This window comes from Pseudomonas sp. NyZ480 (assembly GCF_029537255.1).
GTDB classification, from domain to species: domain Bacteria; phylum Pseudomonadota; class Gammaproteobacteria; order Pseudomonadales; family Pseudomonadaceae; genus Aquipseudomonas; species Aquipseudomonas taiwanensis.
This window is the reverse complement of sequence record NZ_CP120626.1, coordinates 4,915,052-4,940,164: the sequence shown is the minus strand read 5'-3', so window position 1 is coordinate 4,940,164 and position 25,113 is coordinate 4,915,052. Positions and strand designations below refer to the sequence as shown.

The 25,113-nt window shown below is 58.0% G+C and carries 23 protein-coding genes, 6 tRNA genes and 3 rRNA genes; 23 read left to right on the top strand and 9 right to left on the bottom strand.

Annotated features, from left to right (window positions below):
- Positions 1-59: 59 nt before the first annotated feature.
- Positions 60-764: a lipoate--protein ligase family protein gene (locus P3R38_RS22745; RefSeq protein ID WP_027907297.1), complete on the top strand. Its 705-nt coding sequence runs from the start codon at positions 60-62 to the stop codon at positions 762-764.
- Here the strand turns inward: P3R38_RS22745 and crp are convergent.
- Entirely contained in the window at positions 761-1,405 is a 645-nt protein-coding gene (gene crp, locus P3R38_RS22740) for a cAMP-activated global transcriptional regulator CRP (protein ID WP_023382653.1), read from the bottom strand. The genes P3R38_RS22745 and crp overlap by 4 nt on opposite strands.
- Positions 1,406-1,594: 189 nt before the next feature.
- On the opposite strand from crp, the gene P3R38_RS22735 reads away from it, so the two are divergent.
- Positions 1,595-2,017 carry an OsmC family protein gene (locus tag P3R38_RS22735; RefSeq protein ID WP_004376171.1) on the top strand — a complete coding sequence of 141 codons (423 nt, stop codon included), beginning with the start codon at positions 1,595-1,597 and terminating at the stop codon, positions 2,015-2,017.
- A gap of 80 nt (positions 2,018-2,097) precedes the next feature.
- On the opposite strand, the gene P3R38_RS22730 is transcribed toward P3R38_RS22735, so the two are convergent.
- From P3R38_RS22730 to hemJ, 6 genes are all read right to left on the bottom strand, one after another.
- Complete coding sequence (locus P3R38_RS22730; RefSeq protein WP_277686627.1) at positions 2,098-3,138, bottom strand: DUF2157 domain-containing protein; 1,041 nt, start codon at positions 3,136-3,138, stop codon at positions 2,098-2,100.
- 10 nt (positions 3,139-3,148) lie between these two features.
- Positions 3,149-3,796, bottom strand: coding sequence for a 2-polyprenyl-3-methyl-6-methoxy-1,4-benzoquinone monooxygenase (gene coq7 / locus P3R38_RS22725; protein WP_104881175.1), 648 nt, complete (start codon positions 3,794-3,796; stop codon positions 3,149-3,151).
- A 65-nt stretch (positions 3,797-3,861) separates the two neighbouring features.
- On the bottom strand, positions 3,862-4,200 hold the full coding sequence (locus P3R38_RS22720) for a histidine triad nucleotide-binding protein (protein WP_104881176.1): 339 nt from the start codon (positions 4,198-4,200) through the stop codon (positions 3,862-3,864).
- A gap of 64 nt (positions 4,201-4,264) precedes the next feature.
- Entirely contained in the window at positions 4,265-5,047 is a 783-nt protein-coding gene (locus P3R38_RS22715) for an SDR family oxidoreductase (protein ID WP_027907295.1), read from the bottom strand.
- A gap of 67 nt (positions 5,048-5,114) precedes the next feature.
- On the bottom strand, positions 5,115-6,071 hold the full coding sequence (locus P3R38_RS22710) for a nitronate monooxygenase family protein (protein WP_023382648.1): 957 nt from the start codon (positions 6,069-6,071) through the stop codon (positions 5,115-5,117).
- A 27-nt stretch (positions 6,072-6,098) separates the two neighbouring features.
- Positions 6,099-6,524, bottom strand: a complete 426-nt coding sequence (gene hemJ / locus P3R38_RS22705; RefSeq protein WP_023382647.1) for a protoporphyrinogen oxidase HemJ — start codon at positions 6,522-6,524, stop codon at positions 6,099-6,101.
- Positions 6,525-6,666: 142 nt separating this feature from the next.
- Here hemJ and argC point away from each other — a divergent pair, with 142 nt between their 5' ends.
- Entirely contained in the window at positions 6,667-7,701 is a 1,035-nt protein-coding gene (gene argC, locus P3R38_RS22700; protein ID WP_023382646.1) for an N-acetyl-gamma-glutamyl-phosphate reductase, read from the top strand.
- A gap of 145 nt (positions 7,702-7,846) precedes the next feature.
- On the top strand, positions 7,847-8,197 hold the full coding sequence (gene erpA / locus P3R38_RS22695) for an iron-sulfur cluster insertion protein ErpA (RefSeq protein ID WP_023382645.1): 351 nt from the start codon (positions 7,847-7,849) through the stop codon (positions 8,195-8,197).
- Between the two features lie 57 nt (positions 8,198-8,254).
- On the opposite strand, the gene P3R38_RS22690 is transcribed toward erpA, so the two are convergent.
- Positions 8,255-9,346 carry an anhydro-N-acetylmuramic acid kinase gene (locus P3R38_RS22690; RefSeq protein WP_104881179.1) on the bottom strand — a complete coding sequence of 364 codons (1,092 nt, stop codon included), beginning with the start codon at positions 9,344-9,346 and terminating at the stop codon, positions 8,255-8,257.
- A 4-nt stretch (positions 9,347-9,350) separates the two neighbouring features.
- On the bottom strand, positions 9,351-10,772 hold the full coding sequence (locus P3R38_RS22685) for a peptidoglycan DD-metalloendopeptidase family protein (RefSeq protein WP_023382643.1): 1,422 nt from the start codon (positions 10,770-10,772) through the stop codon (positions 9,351-9,353).
- Positions 10,773-10,987: 215 nt separating this feature from the next.
- Here P3R38_RS22685 and tyrS point away from each other — a divergent pair, with 215 nt between their 5' ends.
- The 19 genes from tyrS to rplJ all read left to right on the top strand — a co-directional run bounded on the left by tyrS (position 10,988) and on the right by rplJ (position 25,040).
- Positions 10,988-12,187: a tyrosine--tRNA ligase gene (gene tyrS / locus P3R38_RS22680; protein ID WP_023382642.1), complete on the top strand. Its 1,200-nt coding sequence runs from the start codon at positions 10,988-10,990 to the stop codon at positions 12,185-12,187.
- Between the two features lie 614 nt (positions 12,188-12,801).
- Positions 12,802-14,338: ribosomal RNA gene (locus P3R38_RS22675) — 16S ribosomal RNA — on the top strand.
- A gap of 77 nt (positions 14,339-14,415) precedes the next feature.
- Positions 14,416-14,492 (top strand) — tRNA-Ile (locus P3R38_RS22670).
- A 6-nt stretch (positions 14,493-14,498) separates the two neighbouring features.
- Positions 14,499-14,574 (top strand) — tRNA-Ala (locus P3R38_RS22665).
- A gap of 233 nt (positions 14,575-14,807) precedes the next feature.
- A 23S ribosomal RNA gene (locus tag P3R38_RS22660) occupies positions 14,808-17,699 on the top strand.
- A gap of 130 nt (positions 17,700-17,829) precedes the next feature.
- Positions 17,830-17,945, top strand: a 5S ribosomal RNA gene (rrf, locus tag P3R38_RS22655).
- The 16S, 23S and 5S rRNA genes sit together here with 2 tRNA genes alongside, the layout of an rRNA operon.
- A 219-nt stretch (positions 17,946-18,164) precedes the next feature.
- Entirely contained in the window at positions 18,165-19,124 is a 960-nt protein-coding gene (gene birA, locus P3R38_RS22650) for a bifunctional biotin--[acetyl-CoA-carboxylase] ligase/biotin operon repressor BirA (protein WP_023382641.1), read from the top strand.
- A complete protein-coding gene (locus tag P3R38_RS22645; protein ID WP_023382640.1) occupies positions 19,114-19,863 on the top strand; it encodes a pantothenate kinase in 750 nt (249 codons plus the stop codon). The genes birA and P3R38_RS22645 overlap by 11 nt, the downstream gene beginning before the upstream one ends.
- Before the next feature lie 7 nt (positions 19,864-19,870).
- Positions 19,871-20,296, top strand: coding sequence for a hypothetical protein (locus P3R38_RS22640; RefSeq protein WP_277686626.1), 426 nt, complete (start codon positions 19,871-19,873; stop codon positions 20,294-20,296).
- Positions 20,297-20,448: 152 nt separating this feature from the next.
- Positions 20,449-20,532 (top strand) — tRNA-Tyr (locus P3R38_RS22635).
- Positions 20,533-20,556: 24 nt separating this feature from the next.
- Positions 20,557-20,630: transfer RNA gene (locus P3R38_RS22630), tRNA-Gly, on the top strand.
- Positions 20,631-20,658: 28 nt separating this feature from the next.
- Positions 20,659-20,734: transfer RNA gene (locus P3R38_RS22625), tRNA-Thr, on the top strand.
- Positions 20,735-20,814: 80 nt separating this feature from the next.
- Entirely contained in the window at positions 20,815-22,008 is a 1,194-nt protein-coding gene (gene tuf / locus P3R38_RS22620; protein ID WP_023382632.1) for an elongation factor Tu, read from the top strand.
- A gap of 54 nt (positions 22,009-22,062) precedes the next feature.
- A tRNA-Trp gene (locus P3R38_RS22615) sits at positions 22,063-22,138 on the top strand.
- Between the two features lie 44 nt (positions 22,139-22,182).
- The gene (secE, locus tag P3R38_RS22610; protein WP_008089117.1) at positions 22,183-22,551 is read left to right on the top strand and encodes a preprotein translocase subunit SecE; all 369 of its coding nucleotides are present in this window, start codon (positions 22,183-22,185) and stop codon (positions 22,549-22,551) included.
- A 9-nt stretch (positions 22,552-22,560) separates the two neighbouring features.
- On the top strand, positions 22,561-23,094 hold the full coding sequence (gene nusG / locus P3R38_RS22605) for a transcription termination/antitermination protein NusG (protein WP_088851707.1): 534 nt from the start codon (positions 22,561-22,563) through the stop codon (positions 23,092-23,094).
- A gap of 119 nt (positions 23,095-23,213) precedes the next feature.
- A complete protein-coding gene (gene rplK / locus P3R38_RS22600) occupies positions 23,214-23,645 on the top strand; it encodes a 50S ribosomal protein L11 (protein ID WP_023382638.1) in 432 nt (143 codons plus the stop codon).
- The gene (gene rplA, locus P3R38_RS22595) at positions 23,645-24,340 is read left to right on the top strand and encodes a 50S ribosomal protein L1 (RefSeq protein ID WP_023382637.1); all 696 of its coding nucleotides are present in this window, start codon (positions 23,645-23,647) and stop codon (positions 24,338-24,340) included. The genes rplK and rplA overlap by 1 nt, the downstream gene beginning before the upstream one ends.
- A gap of 199 nt (positions 24,341-24,539) precedes the next feature.
- Positions 24,540-25,040: a 50S ribosomal protein L10 gene (rplJ, locus tag P3R38_RS22590; protein ID WP_003257082.1), complete on the top strand. Its 501-nt coding sequence runs from the start codon at positions 24,540-24,542 to the stop codon at positions 25,038-25,040.
- Positions 25,041-25,113 lie beyond the last annotated feature (73 nt).

Below are 25,113 nucleotides of genomic sequence, written 5' to 3'. Positions count from 1 at the left end.
AGCCGGCGTATTGCCGGCTTTTTTGTAGGCCTGCCATGGCTGCTAACAAAGGTGAAAGGATGACCGATCAACCCCTGGCACTGACTGTCGAACAAGGCCTGCACGCCGAGCAGGAACTGCTGGCGGCCGTCTGCCGCGGCGAGCGTGACGCTGGCGTGCTGTTCTGGCGCCCCACCGATCATGCCCTGGTGATGCCACGGCGCATGAGCCGGCTGGAAAACTTCGAGGCTGCATGCGCCGAGTTGGCGATTGCCGGATGGCCTGTGCTGCTGCGGGAAACCGGTGGTGAGCCGGTGCCACAGTCCCACGCGACGGTGAATGTCGCGCTGGTCTACGTCGCGCCGCGCAGCGAAGGCGACCATGGGCGAATCGAGCATGCCTACGAGCGACTGTGCCTGCCTTTGTGCGATGTGCTGCGCGAATGGGGTGGCGTGGCTTCGGTGGGCGAAATCGACGGTGCTTTCTGCGACGGGCGTTTCAACGTCAACCTCAACGGCCGCAAACTGGTCGGCACCGCTCAGCGCTGGCGCCAGGGACTGGGTGGCAAGCGGGCCGTGGTGCTGGTCCATGGCGCCCTGCTGCTGGACAACGAGCGGGAGTCGATGGTCGCGGCCGTCAACCGTTTCAACGAATGTTGCGACCTGGAGCAGCGCTGCCGCGCCGACAGCCATATCGCTCTGCATGAAGTGGTGCCCGAAGCGCCCTGGTTCGAGCGCTTGTCGCAAGCCTATGCTGATGAGCTGGCGAAACTGCCCAGGGACTAGCGTGTTCCGTAGACCACCATGGTCTTGCCCTTGACCTGCACCAGGCTGCGTTCCTCGAGGTCCTTCAGGACGCGGCCGACCATCTCCCGCGAACAGCCGACGATGCGACCGATCTCCTGACGGGTGATCTTGATCTGCATGCCATCCGGATGGGTCATGGCGTCGGGTTGCTTGCACAGGTCAAGCAGGCAGCGCGCCACTCGGCCTGTCACATCGAAGAAGGCCAGGTCGCCAACCTTGCGCGTGGTGTTGCGCAGGCGTTGGGCCATCTGGCTGCCCAGGGCATAGAGGATGTCCGGGTCGTGGCGCGACAGTTCGCGGAACTTGTCGTAGCTGATCTCCGCCACCTCGCATTCGGTCTTGGCGCGAACCCAGGCGCTGCGCTGCTGATCGCTACCCACGGGCTCGAACAGGCCCAACTCGCCAAAGAAGTCGCCACTGTTGAGGTACGCGATGATCATCTCGTGACCTTCGTCGTCTTCGATCAGGATGGTGACCGACCCTTTGATGATGAACGACAGCGTCTCGGCCCGATCACCCGCGCAAATGATGTTGCTCTTGGCGACATAACGGCGGCGTTGGCAGTGGACCAGCAGTTTATCGATGTTCTTGATCTTGGCGGGTAGGGCTGAGGCAACCATCACGAAATCCTGTTCGATGTGAGGTATGAGCTTTTTCTAGGATGCCTGACGGTTGACGCCAGTCATTTGGCGCCAGCTTATCAGACACTGTGGGATGTTTCGGCACAATTGCGACACGTCTTGATCTTTTCCGACAGCCACACAAGGTCTAAGCTGACACCCTTTTCCGATATTTAGGAGTCCGGATAGATGAAGGCACGCATCCAGTGGGCCGGTGAAGCGATGTTCCTCGGCGAGTCCGGGAGCGGCCATGTCGTGGTGATGGACGGTCCGCCCGAAGCGGGTGGTCGCAATCTGGGCGTGCGCCCGATGGAAATGCTCCTGCTGGGCCTCGGTGGCTGCAGCAGCTTCGACGTAGTGAGCATTCTGAAAAAGTCGCGCCAGGCAGTGGAAAGCTGCGAAGCGTTCCTGGAGGCAGAGCGCGCCAGTGAAGACCCGAAAGTGTTCACCAAGATCCACATGAACTTCGTGGTGAAGGGGCGTGGTCTGAAAGAGGCCCAGGTAAAACGGGCTGTCGAACTGTCGGCGGAGAAATACTGCTCGGCATCGATCATGCTGGAGCGTGCAGGCGTTGAGATCACCCACGGTTACGAGATCGTAGAGCTGGGTTGATTTTCACCCTTTGGGCTGCTTTGCAGCCCATCGCCGGCAAGGAGGGTGCAAGCCTGTAAGGGCGGGCTTGCCGGCAGTCGTCAATTTCGCAGTGCTGGCAGGGCAGTCAGCAACCATTGCGGCAAGCGCCCCCGGACGGCCTGGCTCAGTTGTTCTCGCCGTTTCTGATACGCCAGACCCAGGCCGATCACTCCCAGCCCGATCAAGGTCAGTACTACCGGGAATAACAGGGATTCGGCAAACACGTCGTACGACAAGTAACCCAGGTATGCCGCCACGCCAAGCGCGCCGAACACCATGAAGACCGGTCGGCGCAGCAGCACCGCCATGCCCATCAGCCCAAGGTTGATCACACAGTACATCGCCCTGCCCAGTTCGCTCCCGCTGTCCAGCAATGTCAGCCCGCCCCAGAATGCCGTCAGCCCGGCCAGATAACCCCAGTGGGCATAATCCTGGCGGGTGCGTCCGTCCAGAATCAACACCGCCAGCAGCAGCCCAAGGCCAAACCACAGTGATACCGTGCGGCGTTGCTCCCAGCTCAACGGCGAGCCGTAGAACCATTCGCTCAGGTCCATCGACATGAACCACAAGGCCAAGGCGATCGGCATGACGATGAACGGGTAGGGGATCAGGCGCAGCATGAGCAGCCCTGCCAGCACCGTGGCGGCCTCCATCAACAGCCAACCGCCTTGCACATAGCGGTAGTACTGGTGGTAATCCGTTTGCGTGTCGCCCATGGGCCACCACCCCGCCATACGCTCGATGGCGAAGACGGCCAGCGGCACGATGCTTACCGCGACCGCGGCCAGCACCCCGGCAGCGATGGGTTGATGGCGTCGTTGCAGGCCGAGCGCGAAGAGGGTCATTAGCACGATGTACAGCATGGCGATGGCCAGCAGGGCGCCGTCGCCAATACGCATCCAGGCTTCGGTCAGCAACCAGCCCATGGCACCCATGATCAGCAGGGCGCCGAAATAGAACGCCACGTGGGCCAGTTGCAGCGTGCCGCGTGGGACCGGAGGCTGTTGCAGGAATGCCAGCAGGGCCTGGTCCTGGCCCGGCTGGAGGATGCCGGCTTGCACGGCGCGCGCCAGGTCCTTGGCGTCGATGCGGTCCGTCATGGTATTGGCCCTAGATGCGATAGGTGCTCTTGGTCATGACTTTGGCCAGCAGGCTCATGCCAAAGCGCACAGGTGCGGGGAAACGGTAACCACCGGCTTCGAGGGCCGATTCGGCATGTTGCTCTTCGTCGACGCGCATCTGTTCGAGAATGGCGCGCGATTTCTCGTCCTCTTGCGGGATCTGTTCCAGATGCTCGTCCAGATGCTTGCACACCTGATGCTCGGTGGCAGCCACGAAGCCCAGGCTGACCTTGTCGCTGACCAGGCCGGCGAGTGCGCCAATGCCGAACGACATGCCATAGAACAATGGGTTGAGCACGCTCGGGTGGCTGCCCAGTTGGCGGATGCGCTGTTCGCACCAGGCCAGGTGGTCGACTTCTTCCTCGGCGGCATGCTCCATGGCCTTGCGTACCTGCGGCAGCTTGGCCGTCAGGGCCTGGCCCTGGTACAGCGCCTGGGCGCACACCTCACCGGTATGGTTGACCCGCATCAGGCCGGCGACGTGACGAGCCTGGCTTTCATCCAGTTCGACATCTGGCTGGACGATGGCCGGGGAGGGTCGGGAAGGTTGGCCGCTGAAAGGCAGCAAGGTGCGCATGGCGGTATCGGCCTGCAGCAACAAGCGGTCGAGCGGCGAGTAGTGACGTTCGGTAGCCATCGGGCACCTCCGCTAGAGTGTGCCCGACAGTTTACCGCAATCGGATCAGGGTCGCTTGCCCTGGATCAGCCCGGAGGCCAGTGCATCTGGCGTTGGCCAAGCACATGCATGTGGATGTGGTAGACGGTCTGTCCACCCAGTTCGTTGCAGTTCATGACCACGCGGAAGCCGTCTTCACAGCCAAGTTCCTTGGCCAGGCGCTGGGCGGTGAACAGGATGTGGCCGGCCAGGCCCTTGTCGTCTTCGGTCAGGTCGTTCAGGGTGCGGATGTGTTTCTTCGGGATAACCAGAAAATGCACTGGCGCCTGGGGGGCGATATCGTGGAACGCCAGGACCTGGTCGTCCTCATAGATGATCTTCGCCGGGATCTCCCGGTTGATGATTCTGGTGAATAAGTCGTCCACAGCTCTTGCTCCATGGTGAGGTTCCGGGCCGAGTTTACTCAGCCGGGCGCCGCTCGCCCAGTGGCTATTCCATGCCGATCGGGCAGTAGCGCCGATGCAGCACTCCTGCGAGCTTGCGTACCAGCCAGCGCGGCAGCAGGCGTGGGACGAAGGCCAGCCAGCGGTTGCGTCGGCCAGGGGTGATCAGCGCGCGGTTCTTGTCGAGGGCTCGTACGGTGTAAAGCGCAACTTCTTCGGGCGTCAGGCAACGGGATTTGCCTTCGAGCCTCGGGATGGGGCGCCTGGACGAACGCACGGGACCAGGATTGAGTACCGAGACCTTGATGCCCGTGCGCCTGAGCTCTTCGCGCAGTGCCTCGGAAAAACTCAGTACATAGGCCTTGCTGGCGGCATAAGTCGCCATCCAAGGGCCGGGGGCCGCGCTGGCCAGTCCCGCGACGTTGAGAATCTGCCCGCCACCTTGCACCGCCATCAGGTTGCCAATCGCGTGGCACAAGCGACTCATGGCCAGGATGTTGACCTCCAGCAGATCTTGCTCGTCGGCCCATTCATGGGCGAGAAATGGCCCATAGCTGCGCAGCCCGGCGCAGTTCACCAGCAGGTCGATGCGCCGCTCGCCTTCCTCAAGCTCTAATACGAAACCTGACAGTCGCAAGGGTTGGCTGAGGTCGCAGGCGCGGAACAGCACCTCGACGCCGAAGCGCTGGGTGAGCTCGATGGCGACCGGCTCAAGGGTCTCGCGCTGGCGCGCTACCAGGATCAAATTGCGACCGCGCCGCGCCAGGGCTTCCGCCAGGGCCAGGCCCAGGCCGCTGGAAGCACCAGTAATCATGGCGTAACGGGTCATGCAAGGCTCCTGGGGGCTGAAGAGGGCGCCTAGTGTACAGCTTGGTCAGGCAAGGTGTTGCCTTTTGCTACAGGGCCTTGTCACGCAGCGCCAAGCTGTGGTCCAGAGCCGCCCGGTACTCGCCGTGCAGGCGCTCGATCAGTGCCGCTGCACCAGGCACGTCCTGAATATCACCCACGCCCTGGCCAGCAGACCATACCGTCTTCCATGCCTTGGCTTCGTCGTCGATCGGCTTGAGCTTGCCTTGTTCGTGGCCGCGCTCGAGGGTGGCCATGTCGTACCCCGCCTGCTGCAGGCTTTGGCGCAGGAAGCTGGCAGGAATGCCGGACACCGCTGGGGTGTGCACGATATCCGCGGCACGGGCATCGAGCAGCATCTGTTTGTACTGTGGCTGCGCCTGGCTTTCGGCCGTGGCGATGAAGCGGGTGCCCATGTAGGCAAGGTCTGCCCCCAATAGCTGGGCGGCGAGGATCTGATGGCCATGATTGATGCAGCCTGCCAGCAGCACGGTCTTGTCGAAGAATTGGCGGATCTCCGCGACCAGCGCGAAGGGGCTCCAGGTGCCGGCGTGACCGCCAGCCCCGGCGGCTACCGCGATCAGGCCATCGACGCCAGCCTCGGCGGCCTTTTCGGCATGGCGCCGTGTGGTGACGTCATGGAACACCACGCCGCCATAGCCGTGCACGGCATCCACCACCTCCTTCACCGCACCAAGACTCGTGATGACGATCGGCACTCGGTGCTCGACGCACAAAGCCAGGTCAGCCTGCAAGCGAGGGTTGGTAGGGTGGACGATAAGGTTGACGGCGTAGGGCGCTGGCGCGGCCATTGCTTGCAAAGCCTGCTCGATCTCTTCGAGCCAGCGCTTGAATCCGGCACTGTCGCGCTGGTTCAGGGCTGGGAAGCTACCCACCACGCCATTGGCACAGCAAGCCAGGACCAGGCGCGGGTTGGAGATCAGGAACATCGGCGCTGCGACCACCGGGAGGCGCAGGCGTTGCTCAAGCGAGGCAGGCAAAGGCATGGAGGGCTCCTGCGGGCAGGTTTGTCGTCAGAACGGTTTGACCACCACGAGAATCACGATGCCCAACAGGAACAACACAGGGACCTCGTTGAACCAGCGATAGTAAACATGGCTGCGGGTATTGCTGCCGCTGGCGAAGCGTTTGCGCTGGGCGCCGCAGATATGATGGTAGCCGGTCAGCAAGATCACCAGGGTGAGCTTGGCGTGCAGCCAGCCTTGGCTGAGCCAGCCCGGAGTGAGGTAGAGCATCCAGGCGCCGAACACGTACGTGGCGATCATCGCCGGGTTCATGATGCCCCGATACAGCTTGCGCTCCATGGTGATGAAGCGTTCCTGGCTGATGCTGTCCTGGCTCTGGGCGTGGTAGACGAACAATCTTGGCAGGTAGAACAGGCCGGCAAACCAGCAGACCACGCTGATGATGTGCAGTGCCTTGATCCATAGATAAAGCATGGAGGGAGTTCCTTCAGGTTTTCACGGTCGTCAGATAGTAGAGCTCAAGCGCCCAAAGGGGCACCCCAAGAGTTGTTACAGGCGGCGTGCCCCCCTATCATCGTGCGCTTTCCAGTCGGCTCGTTGATAAGGGGCAAGCGTTATGATCAAGGTCGGTATCGTCGGCGGCACGGGTTACACCGGCGTCGAACTGTTGCGTCTGCTGGCACAGCATCCACAGGCCGAGGTGGCGGTCATCACTTCGCGCTCCGAGGCGGGCGTGGCGGTTGCCGACATGTATCCGAACCTGCGTGGCCACTACGATGGCCTGTCCTTCAGTGTGCCGGACAGCAAGACGCTGGGTGCCTGCGACGTCGTGTTCTTCGCCACCCCCCATGGCGTTGCACACGCCCTGGCCGGCGAGTTGCTGGCTGCCGGCACCAAGGTGATCGACCTGTCCGCCGACTTCCGCCTGCAGGATGCCGTGGAATGGGGCAAGTGGTATGGCCAGCCGCATGGTGCGCCCGAGCTGCTCAAGGATGCGGTATACGGCTTGCCTGAAGTCAACCGTGAGAAGATTCGCCAGGCGCGTCTGATTGCCGTGCCGGGCTGCTACCCGACCGCTACCCAACTGGGCTTCCTGCCGCTGCTCGAAGCTGGGCTGGCCGATCCGTCGCGATTGATCGCCGACTGCAAATCGGGCGTTAGCGGTGCCGGCCGTGGCGCTGCCGTAGGCTCACTGTTCTGCGAGGCTGGTGAGAGCATGAAGGCCTATGCGGTCAAGGGGCACCGTCACCTGCCGGAAATCAGCCAGGGCCTGCGCCTGGCGGCCGGGAAAGACATCGGCCTGACCTTCGTGCCGCACCTGACGCCAATGATCCGTGGCATTCACGCAACCCTGTACGCGAACGTCGTCGACACCTCGGTCGACCTGCAAGCGTTGTTCGAGAAGCGTTATGCCGATGAACCGTTCGTCGACGTGATGCCGGCCGGCAGCCACCCGGAAACCCGCAGCGTGCGAGGCGCCAACGTCTGCCGTATTGCGGTTCACCGTCCGCAGGGCGGCGACCTGGTGGTGGTGCTGTCGGTCATCGACAACCTGGTCAAGGGCGCATCCGGCCAGGCTGTCCAGAACCTGAACATCCTGTTCGGCCTGGACGAGCGCATGGGGCTGTCCCACGCCGGCCTGCTGCCGTAAGCGCAAGCTCGTTCCTGAGGCCCGCCTTGTGCGGGCCTTTTTGTTGGGCGCGACTAAAGCAGCACAATTCTTGACCGATTTTCTCGGAGAAGCGGATAATGCGCACCATCGAGTTTTATGGCGGCAGTGCGCCGGGAGAATCAACATGAGCGTCGAAACCTTCACCCCCACCGCGTTGGAGTTCACTCACGGGGCTGCGCAAAAGGTGAAGACCCTGGTTTCCGAGGAAGGCAACGATCGCCTGAAGTTGCGTGTATTCGTGACGGGTGGCGGCTGCTCGGGCTTCCAGTACGGTTTCACCTTCGATGAAGATGTGGCCGAGGATGACACCATCGTCGAGCGCGAAGGCGTTTCCCTGGTCGTCGACCCAATGAGCTTCCAGTACCTGGCGGGTGCCGAGGTGGACTACCAGGAAGGCCTGGAAGGCTCGCGCTTCGTGATCAAGAACCCCAACGCTACTACCACTTGTGGCTGTGGCTCCTCGTTCTCGATCTGAGCTTCGGTCATACGAAAACGCCGCGCAATTGCGCGGCGTTTTGCTTTCTGCAGTGGACTAAGCCGGGTAGATCGCACCCAATATGCGCAGCCCTTGTGCCGCCGTGACGCTGGGGCGGTTGGCAGGAATACCCTCCAGGCAACAATGGGCGAGCCAGGCGAAGGCCATCGCTTCGACCCAGTCCGGGTCCACACCATGGGCGGCTGTGCTGCTGACCTTGGCGCCGGGCAGCAAGGTAGCCAGTCGCGCCATCAGTGCTCTGTTGTGGGCCCCACCGCCGCAAACCAGCAGGGCTTCGGTGCTCTGTTGGGCATTGCGAAGCGACTCGATGATGCTGCGGCAGGTCAGTTCCAGTAGCGTGGCTTGCACATCTTCATCGCGGTACTGGGGCAGGCGAGTCAGGTGGCCATCGAGCCACTGCAGGTTGAACACCTCACGGCCAGTGCTTTTCGGGCCGCTGCCGGCGAAGAACGGATCGCTGAGCAGTGCGCTGAGCAGGTCAACCTGCACCTGTCCGCTCGCAGCCCAAGCGCCATCGGCATCATAGGAAGGCCCGCGCTTGCGCTCGATCCAGGCGTCCATCAACACGTTGCCTGGGCCACAGTCGAAACCGTGCACCGGGCTGTCGACCTCGATCAGGCTGAGGTTGCTGAAACCGCCCACGTTGAGCACTGCCAAGCGCTGGCCGAGGTGGCCGAACAAGGTTTCATGGAATGCAGGCACCAGCGGGGCGCCTTGACCGCCGGCAGCGACGTCACGACGGCGAAAGTCACCTACCACGCTGATACCGGTCAGTTCGGCGAGTAGGGCTGGGTTGCCGATTTGTACCGTGAAGCCACGAGAGGGTTCATGGCGAATGGTCTGGCCGTGGCTGCCGATGGCGCGGATTGCAGCAGCCTCGAGCCCTTGCTGGGCCAGTACATGACGGATGCCCTGTGCGGCGAGGCTGGCCCAGCGGTTTTCTGCGAGGGCAGCGCGTGCGATCTCGTCAGGGCCGCTGGCACAGAGGCTCAGCAGCTCCTGGCGCAGGTCTGAGGGCATCGGAAGGTAGTGGGTAGCGAGCAGGCGGGGCTGCTCGCGTTGTTCGATCAGGGCGATGTCCAGGCCATCGAGACTGGTGCCGGACATTACCCCCAGATAAAGCGCCATGGGCTCAGCGCTTGTTGGCTGCGAGCAGCGTGGCCTTTTCCTGATCCATGCGTGCGATCAGGGGTTGGCTTTGCTGCAGGAAGCGCTGGCGCTCGGCTTTGGCGATCGGGTCAGCCATTGGCACTTTCTGGCTCAATGGGTCGACGTGCACGCCATTGACCTGGAACTCGTAATGCAGGTGCGGTCCGGTCGACAGGCCGGTGGTACCGATGTAGCCGATGATCTGGCCCTGTTTGACCTGGCTGCCGGTCTTGATGCCCTTGGCGAAGCCTTGCATATGGCCGTAGAGGGTTTTGTAGCGGTTGCCGTGGGCGATGATCACGGTGTTGCCGTAACCGCCACGACGCCCGGCCAGCTCGATGCGACCGTCTCCGGCAGCCTTGATCGGCGTGCCGCGAGGGGCTGCGTAGTCGACGCCTTTGTGCGCACGGATCTTGTTCAGGATCGGGTGCTTGCGCCCGGCGGAAAAGCGCGAGCTGATGCGGGCGAAGTCAACTGGGGTACGGATGAACGCCTTGCGCAGGCTGTTGCCGTCGGCGGTGTAGTAGCTGGTATTGCCCTGCTTGTTGGTGTAGCGCACGGCGGTGTAGGTCTTGCCGCGGTTGGTGAAGCGAGCGGACAGGATGTTGCCGGTGCCGATGACCTTGCCATCCATGACCTTCTGTTCGTAGACCACGTCGAATTCGTCACCTGGACGGATGTCCTGGGCGAAGTCGATGTCGTAGCCAAGTACTCGCGCCATGTCCATGGTCATGCTGTGGGACAGGCCGGCGCGCTGGGCGGAAGCAGAGAGCGAGCTCTTGATCACGCCATGGGCGTAGGCGGTGCGCACGATCGGTTTACTGATCTCGCGGTCGAAGGTATAGCCCTTGGCGGTCTTGCTCAGGCGAATGGTTTCCAGGTTGCTGACCTTGCTGTGCAGGCTGGCCAGTTGGCCATCCTTGTCCAGTTCGAACTGCAGGACCTGGCCATGCTTGAGTTGCGTGAACTGCTTGGCTTGCTTGTTGCTGGCCAGCAGGTCATGGACCGCGTTCGCCGGCAGGCCGACCTTGGCGAACAGGGTGGACAGGGTATCGCCACGGGCCACGGTGACTTCGCGGTGGGCAGGGTCCTTGGCTGCGGTTTCCGGCTGGCCCTCCGGGGCTTGCTGGGAGGCTGTCTGTTCGGTGCTCGGCTCGGCGTTTTCGATCTGGGCGAAGGGGGAGCCTTGATCGCCTTCGGACTGGACCAGCGGTGCGCTGCTGGTTTCGTCCTTCAATTGCTCGGCAGGGCTCTCCAGTTCGAGGGAGAGCGTGGTCTTCTTGGCTTCGACCTCACTGGAGGGGAACACCAGCAAGGCCAGGCTGAGCAGGGCGGCAATGCCGCTGGCGGCCAACAGATGGCTTTTCGGATAAAGCGGAGGCGCTTTAGGCGTTTTGTTGGTCATAGGTAAGGTGGCTTTGAAGAAAAATGAATATGGAAAAGATGAATGACATGATGAAGATGAAATAACTGTATAAAATATAACCAAATCCATTTTCGCGCAAGGGCGCATAGACGCCGGAAGGCTTCACCCGGGTCACATTCCTTTGCGAAACTTGTATTTGATGGCCGATCTTGTATGGTTGGCTCCCCTTGAATCTGAGCCTTGCGGGTCTGTCTATGAAGTCGGTTGAAGAGCAGCTGGCGCTTATCAAGCGCGGTGCGGAAGAAGTGTTGGTCGAGTCGGAACTGGTGGAGAAGCTCAAGCGCGGCCAGCCTCTGCGTATCAAGGCAGGCTTCGATCCGACTGCCCCGGACCTGCATTTGGGGCACACGGTGCTGATCAACAAGCTGCGCCAGTTCCAGGACCTTGGGCACCAGGTCATCTTCCTGATCGGTGATTTCACCGGGATGATCGGCGATCCGAGCGGCAAGAGCGCGACTCGTCCACCGCTGACGCGCGAGCAAGTACTGGAAAACGCTGAGACCTACAAGCAGCAGGTGTTCAAGATCCTCGACCCGGCCAAGACCGAAGTCGCATTCAACTCCACCTGGATGGACAAGCTGACGCCGGCAGACTTCATTCGCCTGGCCTCGCAGTACACCGTTGCGCGCATGCTCGAGCGCGACGACTTCGACAAGCGCTACACCACCAACCAGCCGATTGCCATCCACGAGTTCCTCTACCCACTGGTGCAGGGCTATGACTCCGTGGCGTTGAGGGCTGACGTCGAGCTGGGTGGTACCGACCAGAAGTTCAACCTGCTGATGGGGCGTGAGCTGCAGCGGGCCTATGGCCAGGAAGCGCAGAACATCGTGACCATGCCGTTGCTCGAAGGGCTCGATGGCGTGAAGAAGATGTCCAAGTCGCTGGGCAACTACGTGGGCATCCAGGAAGCGCCGGGTGTGATGTACAGCAAGCTGGTATCGATTCCGGATACGTTGATGTGGCGTTACTTCGAGCTGCTGAGCTTCCGTTCGATGGAAGAAATCGATCAGTTCCGGACTGATGTTGCCAATGGTGCGAACCCGCGGGACATCAAGATCAAGCTGGCGGAAGAAATCGTTGCGCGTTTCCATGGTGAAGAGGCGGCTGCCAATGCTCACCGTGCGGCGGGTAACCGCATGAAGGAAGGTGAGCTGCCGGAAGATCTACCGGAGGTCGAGGTGAGTGCAACTGAAGACCTGCCGATTGCCGCGGTGCTGAACCGGGCTGGTCTGGTCAAGAACTCGGCTCAGGCGCGGGATCTGCTCGGTGCCGGAGCAGTGAAGGTCGATGGCGCGGTGGTTGAGCGAGATTTCATGTTTGCAATTGGCGCGACTCATGTGTGCCAGGCCGGCAAGAAGGCATTTGCGCGGGTTACCCTCAAGGCTGAGTGATCGCTTGCAGGTGTTGCAGCTATATAGAAGCGGGGGGGGCAACAGGCCTCCCCGCTTTTTTATGGCGGCGTCCCTAACGGCCGACCGCCTCAATACCGAACGGCCAACGGCGTGCGGCCCCGTTTCACAATTATTTCTGTTTAATGGAATTTAGGGGTTGACCACTTCTCGAATCCCCTTATAATGCGCCCCACTTCCGACGCAGTCGAAACGAAAAACTCCTTGTTAATCAACAAGTTGAGCGTTTAGAAAGCAATCGGAAGCGCTGAAAGAGGTGGTTGACAGCGTTTTAAAACGCTGTATTATTCGCCTCCCGCTACGAGAGATCGCAGCGAGTCAAGTGTTTGAAGCTAAACGAGTTTCTCGCAAAAAACTTCAAAATAAACGCTTGACAGCAAATGAGGAAAGCGTAGAATGCGCGCCTCGGTTGAGGCGAAACGCTCTTAGCCAAACGCTCTTTAACAAATCGAATCAAGCAATTCGTGTGGGTGCTTGTGAGTACGGACTGATAGTCACAAAGATTATCAGCATCACAAGTGACCATGCGAGAAATCACATAGTCATTTGAGATTGCTGAGCCAAGTTTAGGGTTTCTTAAAAACCCAAGCAGTATTGAACTGAAGAGTTTGATCATGGCTCAGATTGAACGCTGGCGGCAGGCCTAACACATGCAAGTCGAGCGGATGACGGGAGCTTGCTCCTTGATTCAGCGGCGGACGGGTGAGTAATGCCTAGGAATCTGCCTGGTAGTGGGGGACAACGTTTCGAAAGGAACGCTAATACCGCATACGTCCTACGGGAGAAAGCAGGGGACCCTCGGGCCTTGCGCTATCAGATGAGCCTAGGTCGGATTAGCTAGTTGGTGAGGTAATGGCTCACCAAGGCGACGATCCGTAACTGGTCTGAGAGGATGATCAGTCACACTGGAACTGAGACACGGTCCAGACTCCTACGGGAGGCAGCAGTGGGGAATATTGGACAATGGGCGAAAGCCTGATCCAGCCATGCCGCGTGTGTGAAGAAGGTCTTCGGATTGTAAAGCACTTTAAGTTGGGAGGAAGGGCAGTAAGCTAATACCTTGCTGTTTTGACGTTACCGACAGAATAAGCACCGGCTAACTCTGTGCCAGCAGCCGCGGTAATACAGAGGGTGCAAGCGTTAATCGGAATTACTGGGCGTAAAGCGCGCGTAGGTGGTTCGTTAAGTTGGATGTGAAAGCCCCGGGCTCAACCTGGGAACTGCATCCAAAACTGGCGAGCTAGAGTACGGTAGAGGGTGGTGGAATTTCCTGTGTAGCGGTGAAATGCGTAGATATAGGAAGGAACACCAGTGGCGAAGGCGACCACCTGGACTGATACTGACACTGAGGTGCGAAAGCGTGGGGAGCAAACAGGATTAGATACCCTGGTAGTCCACGCCGTAAACGATGTCAACTAGCCGTTGGAATCCTTGAGATTTTAGTGGCGCAGCTAACGCATTAAGTTGACCGCCTGGGGAGTACGGCCGCAAGGTTAAAACTCAAATGAATTGACGGGGGCCCGCACAAGCGGTGGAGCATGTGGTTTAATTCGAAGCAACGCGAAGAACCTTACCAGGCCTTGACATGCAGAGAACTTTCCAGAGATGGATTGGTGCCTTCGGGAACTCTGACACAGGTGCTGCATGGCTGTCGTCAGCTCGTGTCGTGAGATGTTGGGTTAAGTCCCGTAACGAGCGCAACCCTTGTCCTTAGTTACCAGCACGTTATGGTGGGCACTCTAAGGAGACTGCCGGTGACAAACCGGAGGAAGGTGGGGATGACGTCAAGTCATCATGGCCCTTACGGCCTGGGCTACACACGTGCTACAATGGTCGGTACAGAGGGTTGCCAAGCCGCGAGGTGGAGCTAATCTCACAAAACCGATCGTAGTCCGGATCGCAGTCTGCAACTCGACTGCGTGAAGTCGGAATCGCTAGTAATCGCGAATCAGAATGTCGCGGTGAATACGTTCCCGGGCCTTGTACACACCGCCCGTCACACCATGGGAGTGGGTTGCACCAGAAGTAGCTAGTCTAACCTTCGGGAGGACGGTTACCACGGTGTGATTCATGACTGGGGTGAAGTCGTAACAAGGTAGCCGTAGGGGAACCTGCGGCTGGATCACCTCCTTAATCGACGACATCAGCCTACTGATGAGCTCCCACACGAATTGCTTGATTCATTGTCGAAGACGATCAAGACCCTATATAGGTCTGTAGCTCAGTTGGTTAGAGCGCACCCCTGATAAGGGTGAGGTCGGCAGTTCAAATCTGCCCAGACCTACCAATATGCGGGGCCATAGCTCAGCTGGGAGAGCGCCTGCCTTGCACGCAGGAGGTCAGCGGTTCGATCCCGCTTGGCTCCACCACTCGCTTACTTGATCAGAACTTAGAAATGAACATTCAGATCGAATGTTGATTTCTGACTTTTGTCAGATCGTTCTTTAAAAATTCGGATATGTGATAGATAGACTGACACGCACTTTCACTGGTGTGATGTCAGGCTAAGGTAAAATTTGTGAGTTCTGCTCTTAATTGAGCAACATGCGAATTTTCGGCGAATGTCGTCTTCACAGTATAACCAGATTGCTTGGGGTTATATGGTCAAGTGAAGAAGCGCATACGGTGGATGCCTTGGCAGTCAGAGGCGATGAAAGACGTGGTAGCCTGCGATAAGCTTTGGGGAGTCGGCAAACAGACTGTGATCCAGAGATCTCTGAATGGGGGAACCCAGCCAGCATAAGCTGGTTATCTTGTACTGAATACATAGGTACAAGAGGCGAACCAGGGGAACTGAAACATCTAAGTACCCTGAGGAAAAGAAATCAACCGAGATTCCCTTAGTAGTGGCGAGCGAACGGGGACCAGCCCTTAAGTTGATTTGAGATTAGTGGAACGCTCTGGAAAGTGCGGCCATAGTGGGTGATAGCCCCGTACACGAAAATCTCTTATCAATGAAATCGAGTAGGACGGAGCACGAGAAACTTTGTCTGAACATGGGGGGACCATCCTCCAAGGCTAAATACTACTGACTGACCGATAGTGAACCAGTACCGTGAGGGAAAGGCGAAAAGAACCCCGGAGAGGGGAGTGAAATAGAACCTGAAACCGTATGCGTACAAGCAGTGGGAGCCTACTTTGTTAGGTGACTGCGTACCTTTTGTATAATGGGTCAGCGACTTATATTCAGTGGCAAGCTTAACCGAATAGGGGAGGCGTAGCGAAAGCGAGTCTTAATAGGGCGTTTAGTCGCTGGGTATAGACCCGAAACCGGGCGATCTATCCATGGGCAGGTTGAAGGTTAGGTAACACTGACTGGAGGACCGAACCGACTACCGTTGAAAAGTTAGCGGATGACCTGTGGATCGGAGTGAAAGGCTAATCAAGCTCGGAGATAGCTGGTTCTCCTCGAAAGCTATTTAGGTAGCGCCTCATGTATCACTCCAGGGGGTAGAGCACTGTTTCGGCTAGGGGGTCATCCCGACTTACCAAACCGATGCAAACTCCGAATACCTGGAAGTGCCGAGCATGGGAGACACACGGCGGGTGCTAACGTCCGTCGTGAAAAGGGAAACAACCCAGACCGTCAGCTAAGGTCCCAAAGTCATGGTTAAGTGGGAAACGATGTGGGAAGGCTTAGACAGCTAGGAGGTTGGCTTAGAAGCAGCCATCCTTTAAAGAAAGCGTAATAGCTCACTAGTCGAGTCGGCCTGCGCGGAAGATGTAACGGGGCTCAAACCATGCACCGAAGCTACGGGTGTCATCTTTGATGACGCGGTAGAGGAGCGTTCTGTAAGCCTGTGAAGGTGAGTTGAGAAGCTTGCTGGAGGTATCAGAAGTGCGAATGCTGACATGAGTAACGACAATGGGAGTGAAAAACTCCCACGCCGAAAGACCAAGGTTTCCTGCGCAACGTTAATCGACGCAGGGTTAGTCGGTCCCTAAGGCGAGGCTGAAAAGCGTAGTCGATGGAAAACAGGTTAATATTCCTGTACTTCCAGTTATTGCGATGGAGGGACGGAGAAGGCTAGGCCAGCTTGGCGTTGGTTGTCCAAGTTTAAGGTGGTAGGCTGAGATCTTAGGCAAATCCGGGATCTTAAGGCCGAGAGCTGATGACGAGTTGCCTTTAGGCGACGAAGTGGTTGATGCCATGCTTCCAAGAAAAGCTCCTAAGCTTCAGATAACTGGGAACCGTACCCCAAACCGACACAGGTGGTCGGGTAGAGAATACCAAGGCGCTTGAGAGAACTCGGGTGAAGGAACTAGGCAAAATGGCACCGTAACTTCGGGAGAAGGTGCGCCGACGAGGGTGAAGGACTTGCTCCGTAAGCCCATGTCGGTCGAAGATACCAGGCCGCTGCGACTGTTTATTAAAAACACAGCACTCTGCAAACACGAAAGTGGACGTATAGGGTGTGACGCCTGCCCGGTGCCGGAAGGTTAATTGATGGGGTTAGCGCAAGCGAAGCTCTTGATCGAAGCCCCGGTAAACGGCGGCCGTAACTATAACGGTCCTAAGGTAGCGAAATTCCTTGTCGGGTAAGTTCCGACCTGCACGAATGGCGTAACGATGGCGGCGCTGTCTCCACCCGAGACTCAGTGAAATTGAAATCGCTGTGAAGATGCAGTGTATCCGCGGCTAGACGGAAAGACCCCGTGAACCTTTACTATAGCTTTGCACTGGACTTTGAATTTGCTTGTGTAGGATAGGTGGGAGGCTTTGAAGTGGGGACGCCAGTTCTCATGGAGCCATTCTTGAAATACCACCCTGGCAACTTTGAGGTTCTAACTCAGGTCCGTTATCCGGATCGAGGACAGTGTATGGTGGGTAGTTTGACTGGGGCGGTCTCCTCCCAAAGAGTAACGGAGGAGTACGAAGGTGCGCTCAGACCGGTCGGAAATCGGTCGCAGAGTATAAAGGCAAAAGCGCGCTTGACTGCGAGACAAACACGTCGAGCAGGTACGAAAGTAGGTCTTAGTGATCCGGTGGTTCTGTATGGAAGGGCCATCGCTCAACGGATAAAAGGTACTCCGGGGATAACAGGCTGATACCGCCCAAGAGTTCATATCGACGGCGGTGTTTGGCACCTCGATGTCGGCTCATCACATCCTGGGGCTGAAGCCGGTCCCAAGGGTATGGCTGTTCGCCATTTAAAGTGGTACGCGAGCTGGGTTTAGAACGTCGTGAGACAGTTCGGTCCCTATCTGCCGTGGACGTTTGAGATTTGAGAGGGGCTGCTCCTAGTACGAGAGGACCGGAGTGGACGAACCTCTGGTGTTCCGGTTGTCACGCCAGTGGCATTGCCGGGTAGCTATGTTCGGAAGAGATAACCGCTGAAAGCATCTAAGCGGGAAACTTGCCTCAAGATGAGATCTCACTGGAACCTTGAGTTCCCTAAAGGGCCGTCGAAGACTACGACGTTGATAGGTTGGGTGTGTAAGCGCTGTGAGGCGTTGAGCTAACCAATACTAATTGCCCGTGAGGCTTGACCATATAACACCCAAGCAATTTGCTGACGCAGATTGCGGTGGTGAAGACGAAACGACCGAAAGTTCGCAAAACCACAAATTCACATATCCGAATTGGCCAAGAGTGTTTAAACGACATTCTGGCAACAGAATTTCTTGACGACCATAGAGCATTGGAACCACCTGATCCCATCCCGAACTCAGCAGTGAAACGATGCATCGCCGATGGTAGTGTGGGGTTTCCCCATGTGAGAGTAGGTCATCGTCAAGATTCATTTCGCAAAACCCCTATCTGCGCGAGCAGGTAGGGGTTTTGTCTTTCTGGCGCAGGCTAGCCGTGCCATGGGCCGCAGTTCGTCTTAGCGTATCAGCCGCGCAGCCCCCTTCATGCCCCATTCATTAGCGTATGGCCGCTATATCGGGGCCCTTTTCCTATGCAAGCCCATTACCCATAGCTATCATGCCAGCCTTATTCCAAGTCGAGACTGGCATGCTGAAGTTGTTGAATCTCCTCAAGGATGGCCGGTTCCATTCCGGAGAAGCCTTGGGTGCAGCCCTCGGGGTGAGTCGTAGTGCCGTCTGGAAACAGCTACAGCACCTCGAAAGTGAACTGAACCTCACTATCCACAAGGTTCGTGGACGCGGCTATCAACTCGCCGCGCCCTTGGCGCTGCTCGAGGAGCAAGCGATCGCCGAGTTTTCCCAGGGGGAACAATGGCCGGTATTCATCCATGACACCATCGACTCCACCAATGCCGAAGGCTTGAGGCTCGCCACACAGGGCCAGGTTGCCCCCTTCGTGGTGCTCGCTGAGCGCCAAAGTGCTGGCCGAGGGCGGCGTGGGCGCCAGTGGGTAAGTCCGTTTGCCGAAAACCTTTACTACAGCCTGGTGCTGCGTATCGATGGTGGGATGCGGCAACTTGAAGGGTTGAGTCTGGTCGTCGGCTTGGCGGTCATGCGGACACTGCAGGCATTCGGCGTGAAAGAGGTGGGGCTGAAATGGCCTAATGACGTGCTGGTCAGGGGGCAGAAGATTACTGGCATCCTGCTTGAGTTGGTCGGCGATCCCGCTGATGTCTGCCACGTAGTGCTTGGAGTTGGTATCAATGTGAACATGCAGGTCAACGAACAGGTTGACCAGGCCTGGACCTCGATGCGGCGGGAGCTTGGTGCAAGTATTGACCGAAATCGCCTGGTGTCGGCCCTTACCCAGCAACTACAGCATGAGTTGTCGCGCCACCGTCGATACGGTTTTGCAGCATTCCAGGAAGAGTGGGAGCAGGCACATCTATGGCAAGGGCATAATGTATCGTTGATTGCTGGCACCACCCGGATCGATGGCGTGGTGTTAGGCGTGGACGGGCAGGGCGGTTTGCGCCTTGAAGTCGATGGTGTGGAAAAGAGCTTCAGTGGCGGAGAGCTCAGTTTGAGGTTGCGTGATGATTCTTGAGCTCGATTGCGGAAACAGTTTCATAAAGTGGCGGGTCATACACACGACTGACGCCACTATCGTAGGGGGTGGCATCGTCGACTCCGACCAGGCCCTGGTTGAGCAAGTGGCGGCGTTGGCATCTGCTCATTTGTCTGGCTGTCGCATGGTCAGTGTGCGCAGTGAGGACGAAACTGAAGCGCTTTGCGTCCTTCTTGCCCAGGCGTTTTCGGTTGAAGTGCAGGTCGCCCAGCCAGCGCAGGAAATGTCCGGTGTGCGTAATGGCTACGAAGATTACCAGCGCTTGGGCATGGATCGCTGGCTGGCTGCACTGGGTGCTTTTCACCTGGCCAAGGGGGCCTGCTTGGTCATCGACCTTGGTACCGCAGCGAAAGCCGACTTCGTCGCTGCTGATGGTGAGCATCTTGGCGGCTACATCTGCCCCGGTATGCCACTGATGCGCAGTCAACTGCGCACCCATACCCGTCGCATTCGATACGACGATGCATCGGCAGAGCGGGCGCTGACCAGTCTGGCGCCAGGGCGCTCCACCGTTGAAGCGGTCGAGCGCGGTTGCGTGCTCATGCTCCAGGGTTTTGCGCGCACCCAGCTCGAGCAGGCGCGTAGTTTGTGGGGGGATGATTTCGCGGTATTTCTCACAGGCGGGGATGCCCCGCTGGTAAGAGATGCCGTGCCTCAGGCGCGAGTCGTGCCTGACCTGGTGTTCGTCGGTCTGGCCATGGCCTGCCCATTGGATTGAGGTGCCTATGCGTTGGTTGTTTCTGTTGTTGGTGGTGCTTAACGTCGTCTATTACGTATGGCACCAGCAGGAAGCCCCGCTGAAGGTCAAGGAAGTCGCCCCCCTGTCGCTGTACAAGGGAAATCAGCAAGAGATCCGTCTACTGCGGGAGGCGGGGATCAATGCACCGGCCAAGCGGCGAGATGAGTGTCTTGTGGTGGGAGGCCTGGCGACTCAAGAGGAGCTTGATGAGCTGCGCCAGCGTCTGTTGAGTCTTGATATCAGCACCGTGCCGGTGTCTGGGCAGCTGGCTGGCGCGGAGGGTCGTTGGCTCAAGGTCAGTCCGCAAAGCGAGCGTTTGCTGGACCCTGTGGTCCTCTCGACACTTTCCAACGATTTCAAAGACTTAAAACATAAAATTATTTTCTGCCAGGGTATTGCAACTGGCGAATAGCTTGATAGAATGGCGCCCGCTTCACAGGGAACACCACCAAGGTGGCGGAACTGGAAGCAGTGTCAAAGCAGCTAAGTTTCGGATTTGATTGAAAAAATTTGAAAAAACGCTTGACACTAGGACGGCAGACAAATAGAATGCCGGCCACATCTGGAGGGATTCCCGAGCGGTCAAAGGGGACGGACTGTAAATCCGTTGCGAGAGCTTCGAAGGTTCGAATCCTTCTCCCTCCACCAGTTTTAGCGAGAGCTGCAAGCTCCGCGGGTATAGTTTAGTGGTAGAACCTCAGCCTTCCAAGCTGATGATGCGGGTTCGATTCCCGCTACCCGCTCCAAGTTTGCTGGTTTTGCACAAAGTGTTTCGCTCTTGTAGCTCAGTTGGTAGAGCACACCCTTGGTAAGGGTGAGGTCAGCGGTTCAAGTCCGCTCAAGAGCTCCATATAAACAAGGCAGATATGAAAATATCTGCCTTTGTTTTATCAGCGGTGTGACTATTTTCTTCTGCGGAGGATTGTATCGATGGCTAAGGAAAAGTTTGATCGTTCCCTACCACACGTGAACGTTGGCACTATCGGCCACGTTGACCATGGTAAAACCACTCTGACCGCAGCTCTGACTCGCGTCTGCTCCGAAGTTTTCGGTTCGGCAGTCGTTGAGTTCGACAAGATCGACTCGGCTCCGGAAGAAAAAGCGCGCGGTATCACCATCAACACCGCTCACGTCGAGTACAACTCGAACATTCGTCACTACGCTCACGTTGACTGCCCAGGTCACGCTGACTACGTGAAGAACATGATCACCGGTGCTGCCCAGATGGACGGCGCGATCCTGGTTTGCTCGGCCGCCGATGGTCCGATGCCACAAACCCGTGAGCACATCCTGCTGTCCCGTCAGGTTGGCGTTCCGTACATCGTGGTCTTCCTGAACAAGGCTGACCTGGTAGACGACGCTGAGCTGCTGGAACTGGTCGAGATGGAAGTTCGCGACCTGCTGTCCACCTACGACTTCCCAGGCGACGACACTCCGATCATCATCGGTTCGGCTCGTATGGCGCTGGAAGGCAAAGACGACAACGAAATGGGCACTACCGCTGTCAAGAAGCTGGTAGAAACTCTGGATGCCTACATTCCTGAGCCAGTTCGTGCCGTTGACCAGCCGTTCCTGATGCCGATCGAAGACGTATTCTCGATCTCGGGTCGTGGTACCGTTGTTACCGGTCGTATCGAGCGTGGTATCGTTCGCGTTCAAGACCCGCTGGAAATCGTTGGTCTGCGTGAAACTTCGACCACCACCTGCACCGGTGTCGAGATGTTCCGCAAGCTGCTGGACGAAGGTCGTGCTGGCGAGAACTGCGGCGTTCTGCTGCGTGGTACCAAGCGTGACGACGTTGAGCGTGGCCAGGTTCTGGTCAAGCCAGGTTCGGTCAAGCCGCACACCAAGTTCACCGCAGAAGTCTACGTTCTGTCGAAGGAAGAAGGCGGTCGTCACACTCCGTTCTTCAAAGGCTACCGTCCTCAGTTCTACTTCCGTACCACTGACGTGACCGGTAACTGCGAACTGCCGGAAGGCGTTGAAATGGTAATGCCAGGTGACAACATTCAGATGACTGTCACCCTGATCAAGACCATCGCAATGGAAGACGGTCTGCGCTTCGCTATCCGTGAAGGCGGTCGTACCGTCGGCGCCGGCGTCGTAGCAAAAATTATTGAATAAGTAGTTGATTTACTTGATCGGGCCGGTATAATGGCCGGCCTGATACAGCGTTATAGGTCAGTAGCTCAATTGGCAGAGCGACGGTCTCCAAAACCGTAGGTTGGGGGTTCGATTCCCTCCTGACCTGCCATTCACCTCGGTGTGATTGGCTTTCTTCTCACAGGATCCTCCCCGATGACGCCCAAGACTGAAGCCCAAGAATCGCGTTTTGATCTGTTCAAGTGGCTGGCTGTAGTGGCTTTGGTAGTCGTTGGCGTTGTGGGTAATCAGTATTACTCCGCCTCTCCAATCCTGTATCGCGTCCTTGCACTTCTCGCCCTGGCTGCTGTCGCAGGCTTCGTTGCTCTGCAGACTGCGAAGGGTAAGTCGTTCTTTGCGCTGGCGAAGGAAGCTCGTACCGAGATTCGTAAAGTCGTGTGGCCGACCCGCCAGGAAACCACCCAGACCACTCTGATTGTCGTGGCTGTCGTGTTGGTTATGGCACTGCTGCTGTGGGGTCTTGATTCCCTGCTCGGCTGGGCGGTCTCCTTGATCGTTGGCTAAAGGTGTCCCGTGGCTAAGCGTTGGTATGTTGTGCATGCTTACTCGGGTTACGAGAAGCATGTGATGCGGTCGCTGATCGAGCGCGTCAAGCTGGCTGGCATGGAAGGCGAATTCGGCGAGATCCTGGTCCCGACCGAAGAAGTCGTTGAGATGCGCAACGGCCAGAAGCGCAAAAGTGAGCGCAAATTCTTCCCTGGCTACGTTCTGGTCCAGATGGAGATGAACGAAGGGACTTGGCACTTGGTCAAGGACACCCCTCGTGTGATGGGCTTTATCGGTGGTACCGCAGATAAGCCTGCGCCGATCACTGATAAAGAAGCTGAAGCTATCCTGCGTCGCGTGGCTGACGGTAGTGATAAGCCGAAGCCGAAGACGCTCTTCGAGCCGGGTGAAGTGGTTCGAGTCATTGATGGTCCGTTTGCTGACTTCAATGGTAGCGTCGAAGAGGTTAACTACGAAAAGAGTCGCCTCCAGGTGGCGGTGCTCATTTTCGGTCGCTCTACTCCGGTGGAGCTCGAGTTCAGCCAGGTCGAAAAGGTCTAGGCGGACAACGCATCCCATACCCCGCAGCCCTGTGTGCTGCGGGGTTTTGTCGTCACTGGGATAAAACGCAAGTCATCCGGGGAGCCATCTGGCGTTCGTACCCGATATTGGAGTAGCTCATGGCTAAGAAGATTCAGGCTTACATCAAGCTGCAAGTTAAGGCCGGCCAGGCCAACCCAAGCCCACCCGTTGGTCCAGCACTGGGTCAACACGGTGTGAACATCATGGAATTCTGCAAGGCCTTCAACGCCCGTACTCAGGGTCAAGAGCCAGGTCTGCCGACTCCAGTGATCATCACTGTTTACAGTGACCGTAGCTTCACTTTCGAAACCAAGAGCACCCCTGCTTCGGTTCTGCTGAAGAAGGCTGCTGGCCTGACCAGCGGTTCGGCTCGTCCGAACACTGTCAAGGTTGGTACCGTCAACCGTGCTCAGCTGGAAGAGATCGCCAAGACCAAGCAGGCTGATCTGACCGCTGCTGACCTGGACGCAGCTGTACGCACCATCGCTGGCTCTGCCCGCAGCATGGGTCTGAACGTGGAGGGTGTGTAATGGCTAAGCTGACCAAGCGCCAAAAGGCCATTGCTTCGAAAGTCGAAGCTGGCAAAGTTTACAACTTCGAAGAAGCAGCAGTGCTGCTGGCCGAACTGTCCACCGTGAAGTTCAGCGAGTCCTTCGACGTTGCCGTCAACCTCGGCGTTGACCCGCGTAAATCCGACCAGGTCGTTCGTAGCGCTACCGTGCTGCCACACGGCACTGGCAAGACCGTACGTGTTGCCGTCTTCACCCAGGGTCCTGCTGCTGAAGCCGCTCTGGCTGCTGGCGCTGACCGCGTAGGTATGGACGATCTGGCTGCCGAAATGAAAGGCGGCGACCTGAACTATGACGTCGTCATCGCATCGCCTGATGCAATGCGCGTTGTAGGTCAGCTGGGTCAGGTTCTGGGTCCGCGCGGCCTGATGCCTAACCCGAAAGTTGGTACCGTGACGCCAGACGTCGCTTCGGCTGTCAAAAACGCCAAAGCTGGTCAGGTTCGCTACCGTACCGACAAAAACGGTATCATCCACACCTCCGTTGGCAAGGTCGGCTTCGAAGCTGGCAAGCTGAAGGAAAACGTTGAGGCACTGATCGCTGATCTGAAGCGTATCAAGCCTGCTTCTTCGAAAGGTATCTACGTCAAGCGCGTTACCCTGAGCACCACCATGGGCCCAGGCCTGGTCATCGACCAGAGCTCGCTGAACGCGTAAGACCGATGGTGGCGCGATTCGTCGCGCCACCAGCAAAAAATTGGGGTCCCTGCCTGGCGGGGGCTATCCAAGACCGTAGGCGGCGCAAGCCTTAAACCACAAGCCTACGCAGATGGTGCTCCCGATTCGTTACCGAATCAGACACCAAAACGACATCCGGCTTCGGCCAGATGAAACGGTAAAAACCAGGAGTAAACCCGTGGCAATTAAACTCGAAGACAAGAAGGCCATCGTCGCTGAAGTCAACGAGGCTGCCAAAGTCGCTCTGTCCGCTGTCGTGGCTGATGCCCGTGGTGTGACTGTAGGCGCAATGACCGGACTCCGTAAAGAGGCCCGCGAAGCTGGCGTTTACGTACGTGTCGTACGTAACACCCTGCTCAAGCGCGCTGTTGAAGGCACCGAATTCTCGATCCTCAACGACGCGTTCAAAGGCCCGACCCTGATTGCTTTCTCCAACGAACACCCGGGCGCTGCTGCTCGTCTGTTCAAAGAGTTCGCCAAGGGTCAGGACAAGTTCGAGATCAAGGCAGCTGCGTTTGACGGCAAGTTCCTTGCCGCTAACCAGATCGACGTGCTGGCAACCCTGCCAACTCGCGACGAGGCTATCGCACAGCTGATGAGCGTAATCCAAGGTGCAACCAGCAAGCTGGCTCGTACCCTGGCAGCTCTGCGCGACCAGAAAGAAGCTGCTGCTGCCTAAGGCACGCGCAACTCTTTCAAAATCATACGTTTAATTTGATGGCTGCGTAGGCTGTCACCCCAATACAGGATTT

Excerpts from the sequence above, each read along its gene's own strand:
- rplA (WP_023382637.1), top strand. The coding sequence starts at position 23,645 with ATGGCTAAGCTGACCAAGCGCCAAAAGGCCATTGCTTCGAAAGTCGAA.
- crp (WP_023382653.1), bottom strand. The coding sequence starts at position 1,405 with ATGGTTGCCTCAGCCCTACCCGCCAAGATCAAGAACATCGATAAACTG.
- P3R38_RS22645 (WP_023382640.1), top strand. The coding sequence starts at position 19,114 with ATGATTCTTGAGCTCGATTGCGGAAACAGTTTCATAAAGTGGCGGGTC.
- P3R38_RS22745 (WP_027907297.1), top strand. The coding sequence starts at position 60 with ATGACCGATCAACCCCTGGCACTGACTGTCGAACAAGGCCTGCACGCC.
- P3R38_RS22715 (WP_027907295.1), bottom strand. The coding sequence starts at position 5,047 with ATGACCCGTTACGCCATGATTACTGGTGCTTCCAGCGGCCTGGGCCTG.
- P3R38_RS22685 (WP_023382643.1), bottom strand. The coding sequence starts at position 10,772 with ATGACCAACAAAACGCCTAAAGCGCCTCCGCTTTATCCGAAAAGCCAT.
- P3R38_RS22730 (WP_277686627.1), bottom strand. The coding sequence starts at position 3,138 with ATGACGGACCGCATCGACGCCAAGGACCTGGCGCGCGCCGTGCAAGCC.
- P3R38_RS22735 (WP_004376171.1), top strand. The coding sequence starts at position 1,595 with ATGAAGGCACGCATCCAGTGGGCCGGTGAAGCGATGTTCCTCGGCGAG.
- birA (WP_023382641.1), top strand. The coding sequence starts at position 18,165 with ATGCTGAAGTTGTTGAATCTCCTCAAGGATGGCCGGTTCCATTCCGGA.
- P3R38_RS22690 (WP_104881179.1), bottom strand. The coding sequence starts at position 9,346 with ATGGCGCTTTATCTGGGGGTAATGTCCGGCACCAGTCTCGATGGCCTG.
- argC (WP_023382646.1), top strand. The coding sequence starts at position 6,667 with ATGATCAAGGTCGGTATCGTCGGCGGCACGGGTTACACCGGCGTCGAA.
- erpA (WP_023382645.1), top strand. The coding sequence starts at position 7,847 with ATGAGCGTCGAAACCTTCACCCCCACCGCGTTGGAGTTCACTCACGGG.
- P3R38_RS22640 (WP_277686626.1), top strand. The coding sequence starts at position 19,871 with ATGCGTTGGTTGTTTCTGTTGTTGGTGGTGCTTAACGTCGTCTATTAC.
- P3R38_RS22710 (WP_023382648.1), bottom strand. The coding sequence starts at position 6,071 with ATGCCTTTGCCTGCCTCGCTTGAGCAACGCCTGCGCCTCCCGGTGGTC.
- tyrS (WP_023382642.1), top strand. The coding sequence starts at position 10,988 with ATGAAGTCGGTTGAAGAGCAGCTGGCGCTTATCAAGCGCGGTGCGGAA.
- rplK (WP_023382638.1), top strand. The coding sequence starts at position 23,214 with ATGGCTAAGAAGATTCAGGCTTACATCAAGCTGCAAGTTAAGGCCGGC.
- hemJ (WP_023382647.1), bottom strand. The coding sequence starts at position 6,524 with ATGCTTTATCTATGGATCAAGGCACTGCACATCATCAGCGTGGTCTGC.
- tuf (WP_023382632.1), top strand. The coding sequence starts at position 20,815 with ATGGCTAAGGAAAAGTTTGATCGTTCCCTACCACACGTGAACGTTGGC.
- secE (WP_008089117.1), top strand. The coding sequence starts at position 22,183 with ATGACGCCCAAGACTGAAGCCCAAGAATCGCGTTTTGATCTGTTCAAG.
- coq7 (WP_104881175.1), bottom strand. The coding sequence starts at position 3,796 with ATGGCTACCGAACGTCACTACTCGCCGCTCGACCGCTTGTTGCTGCAG.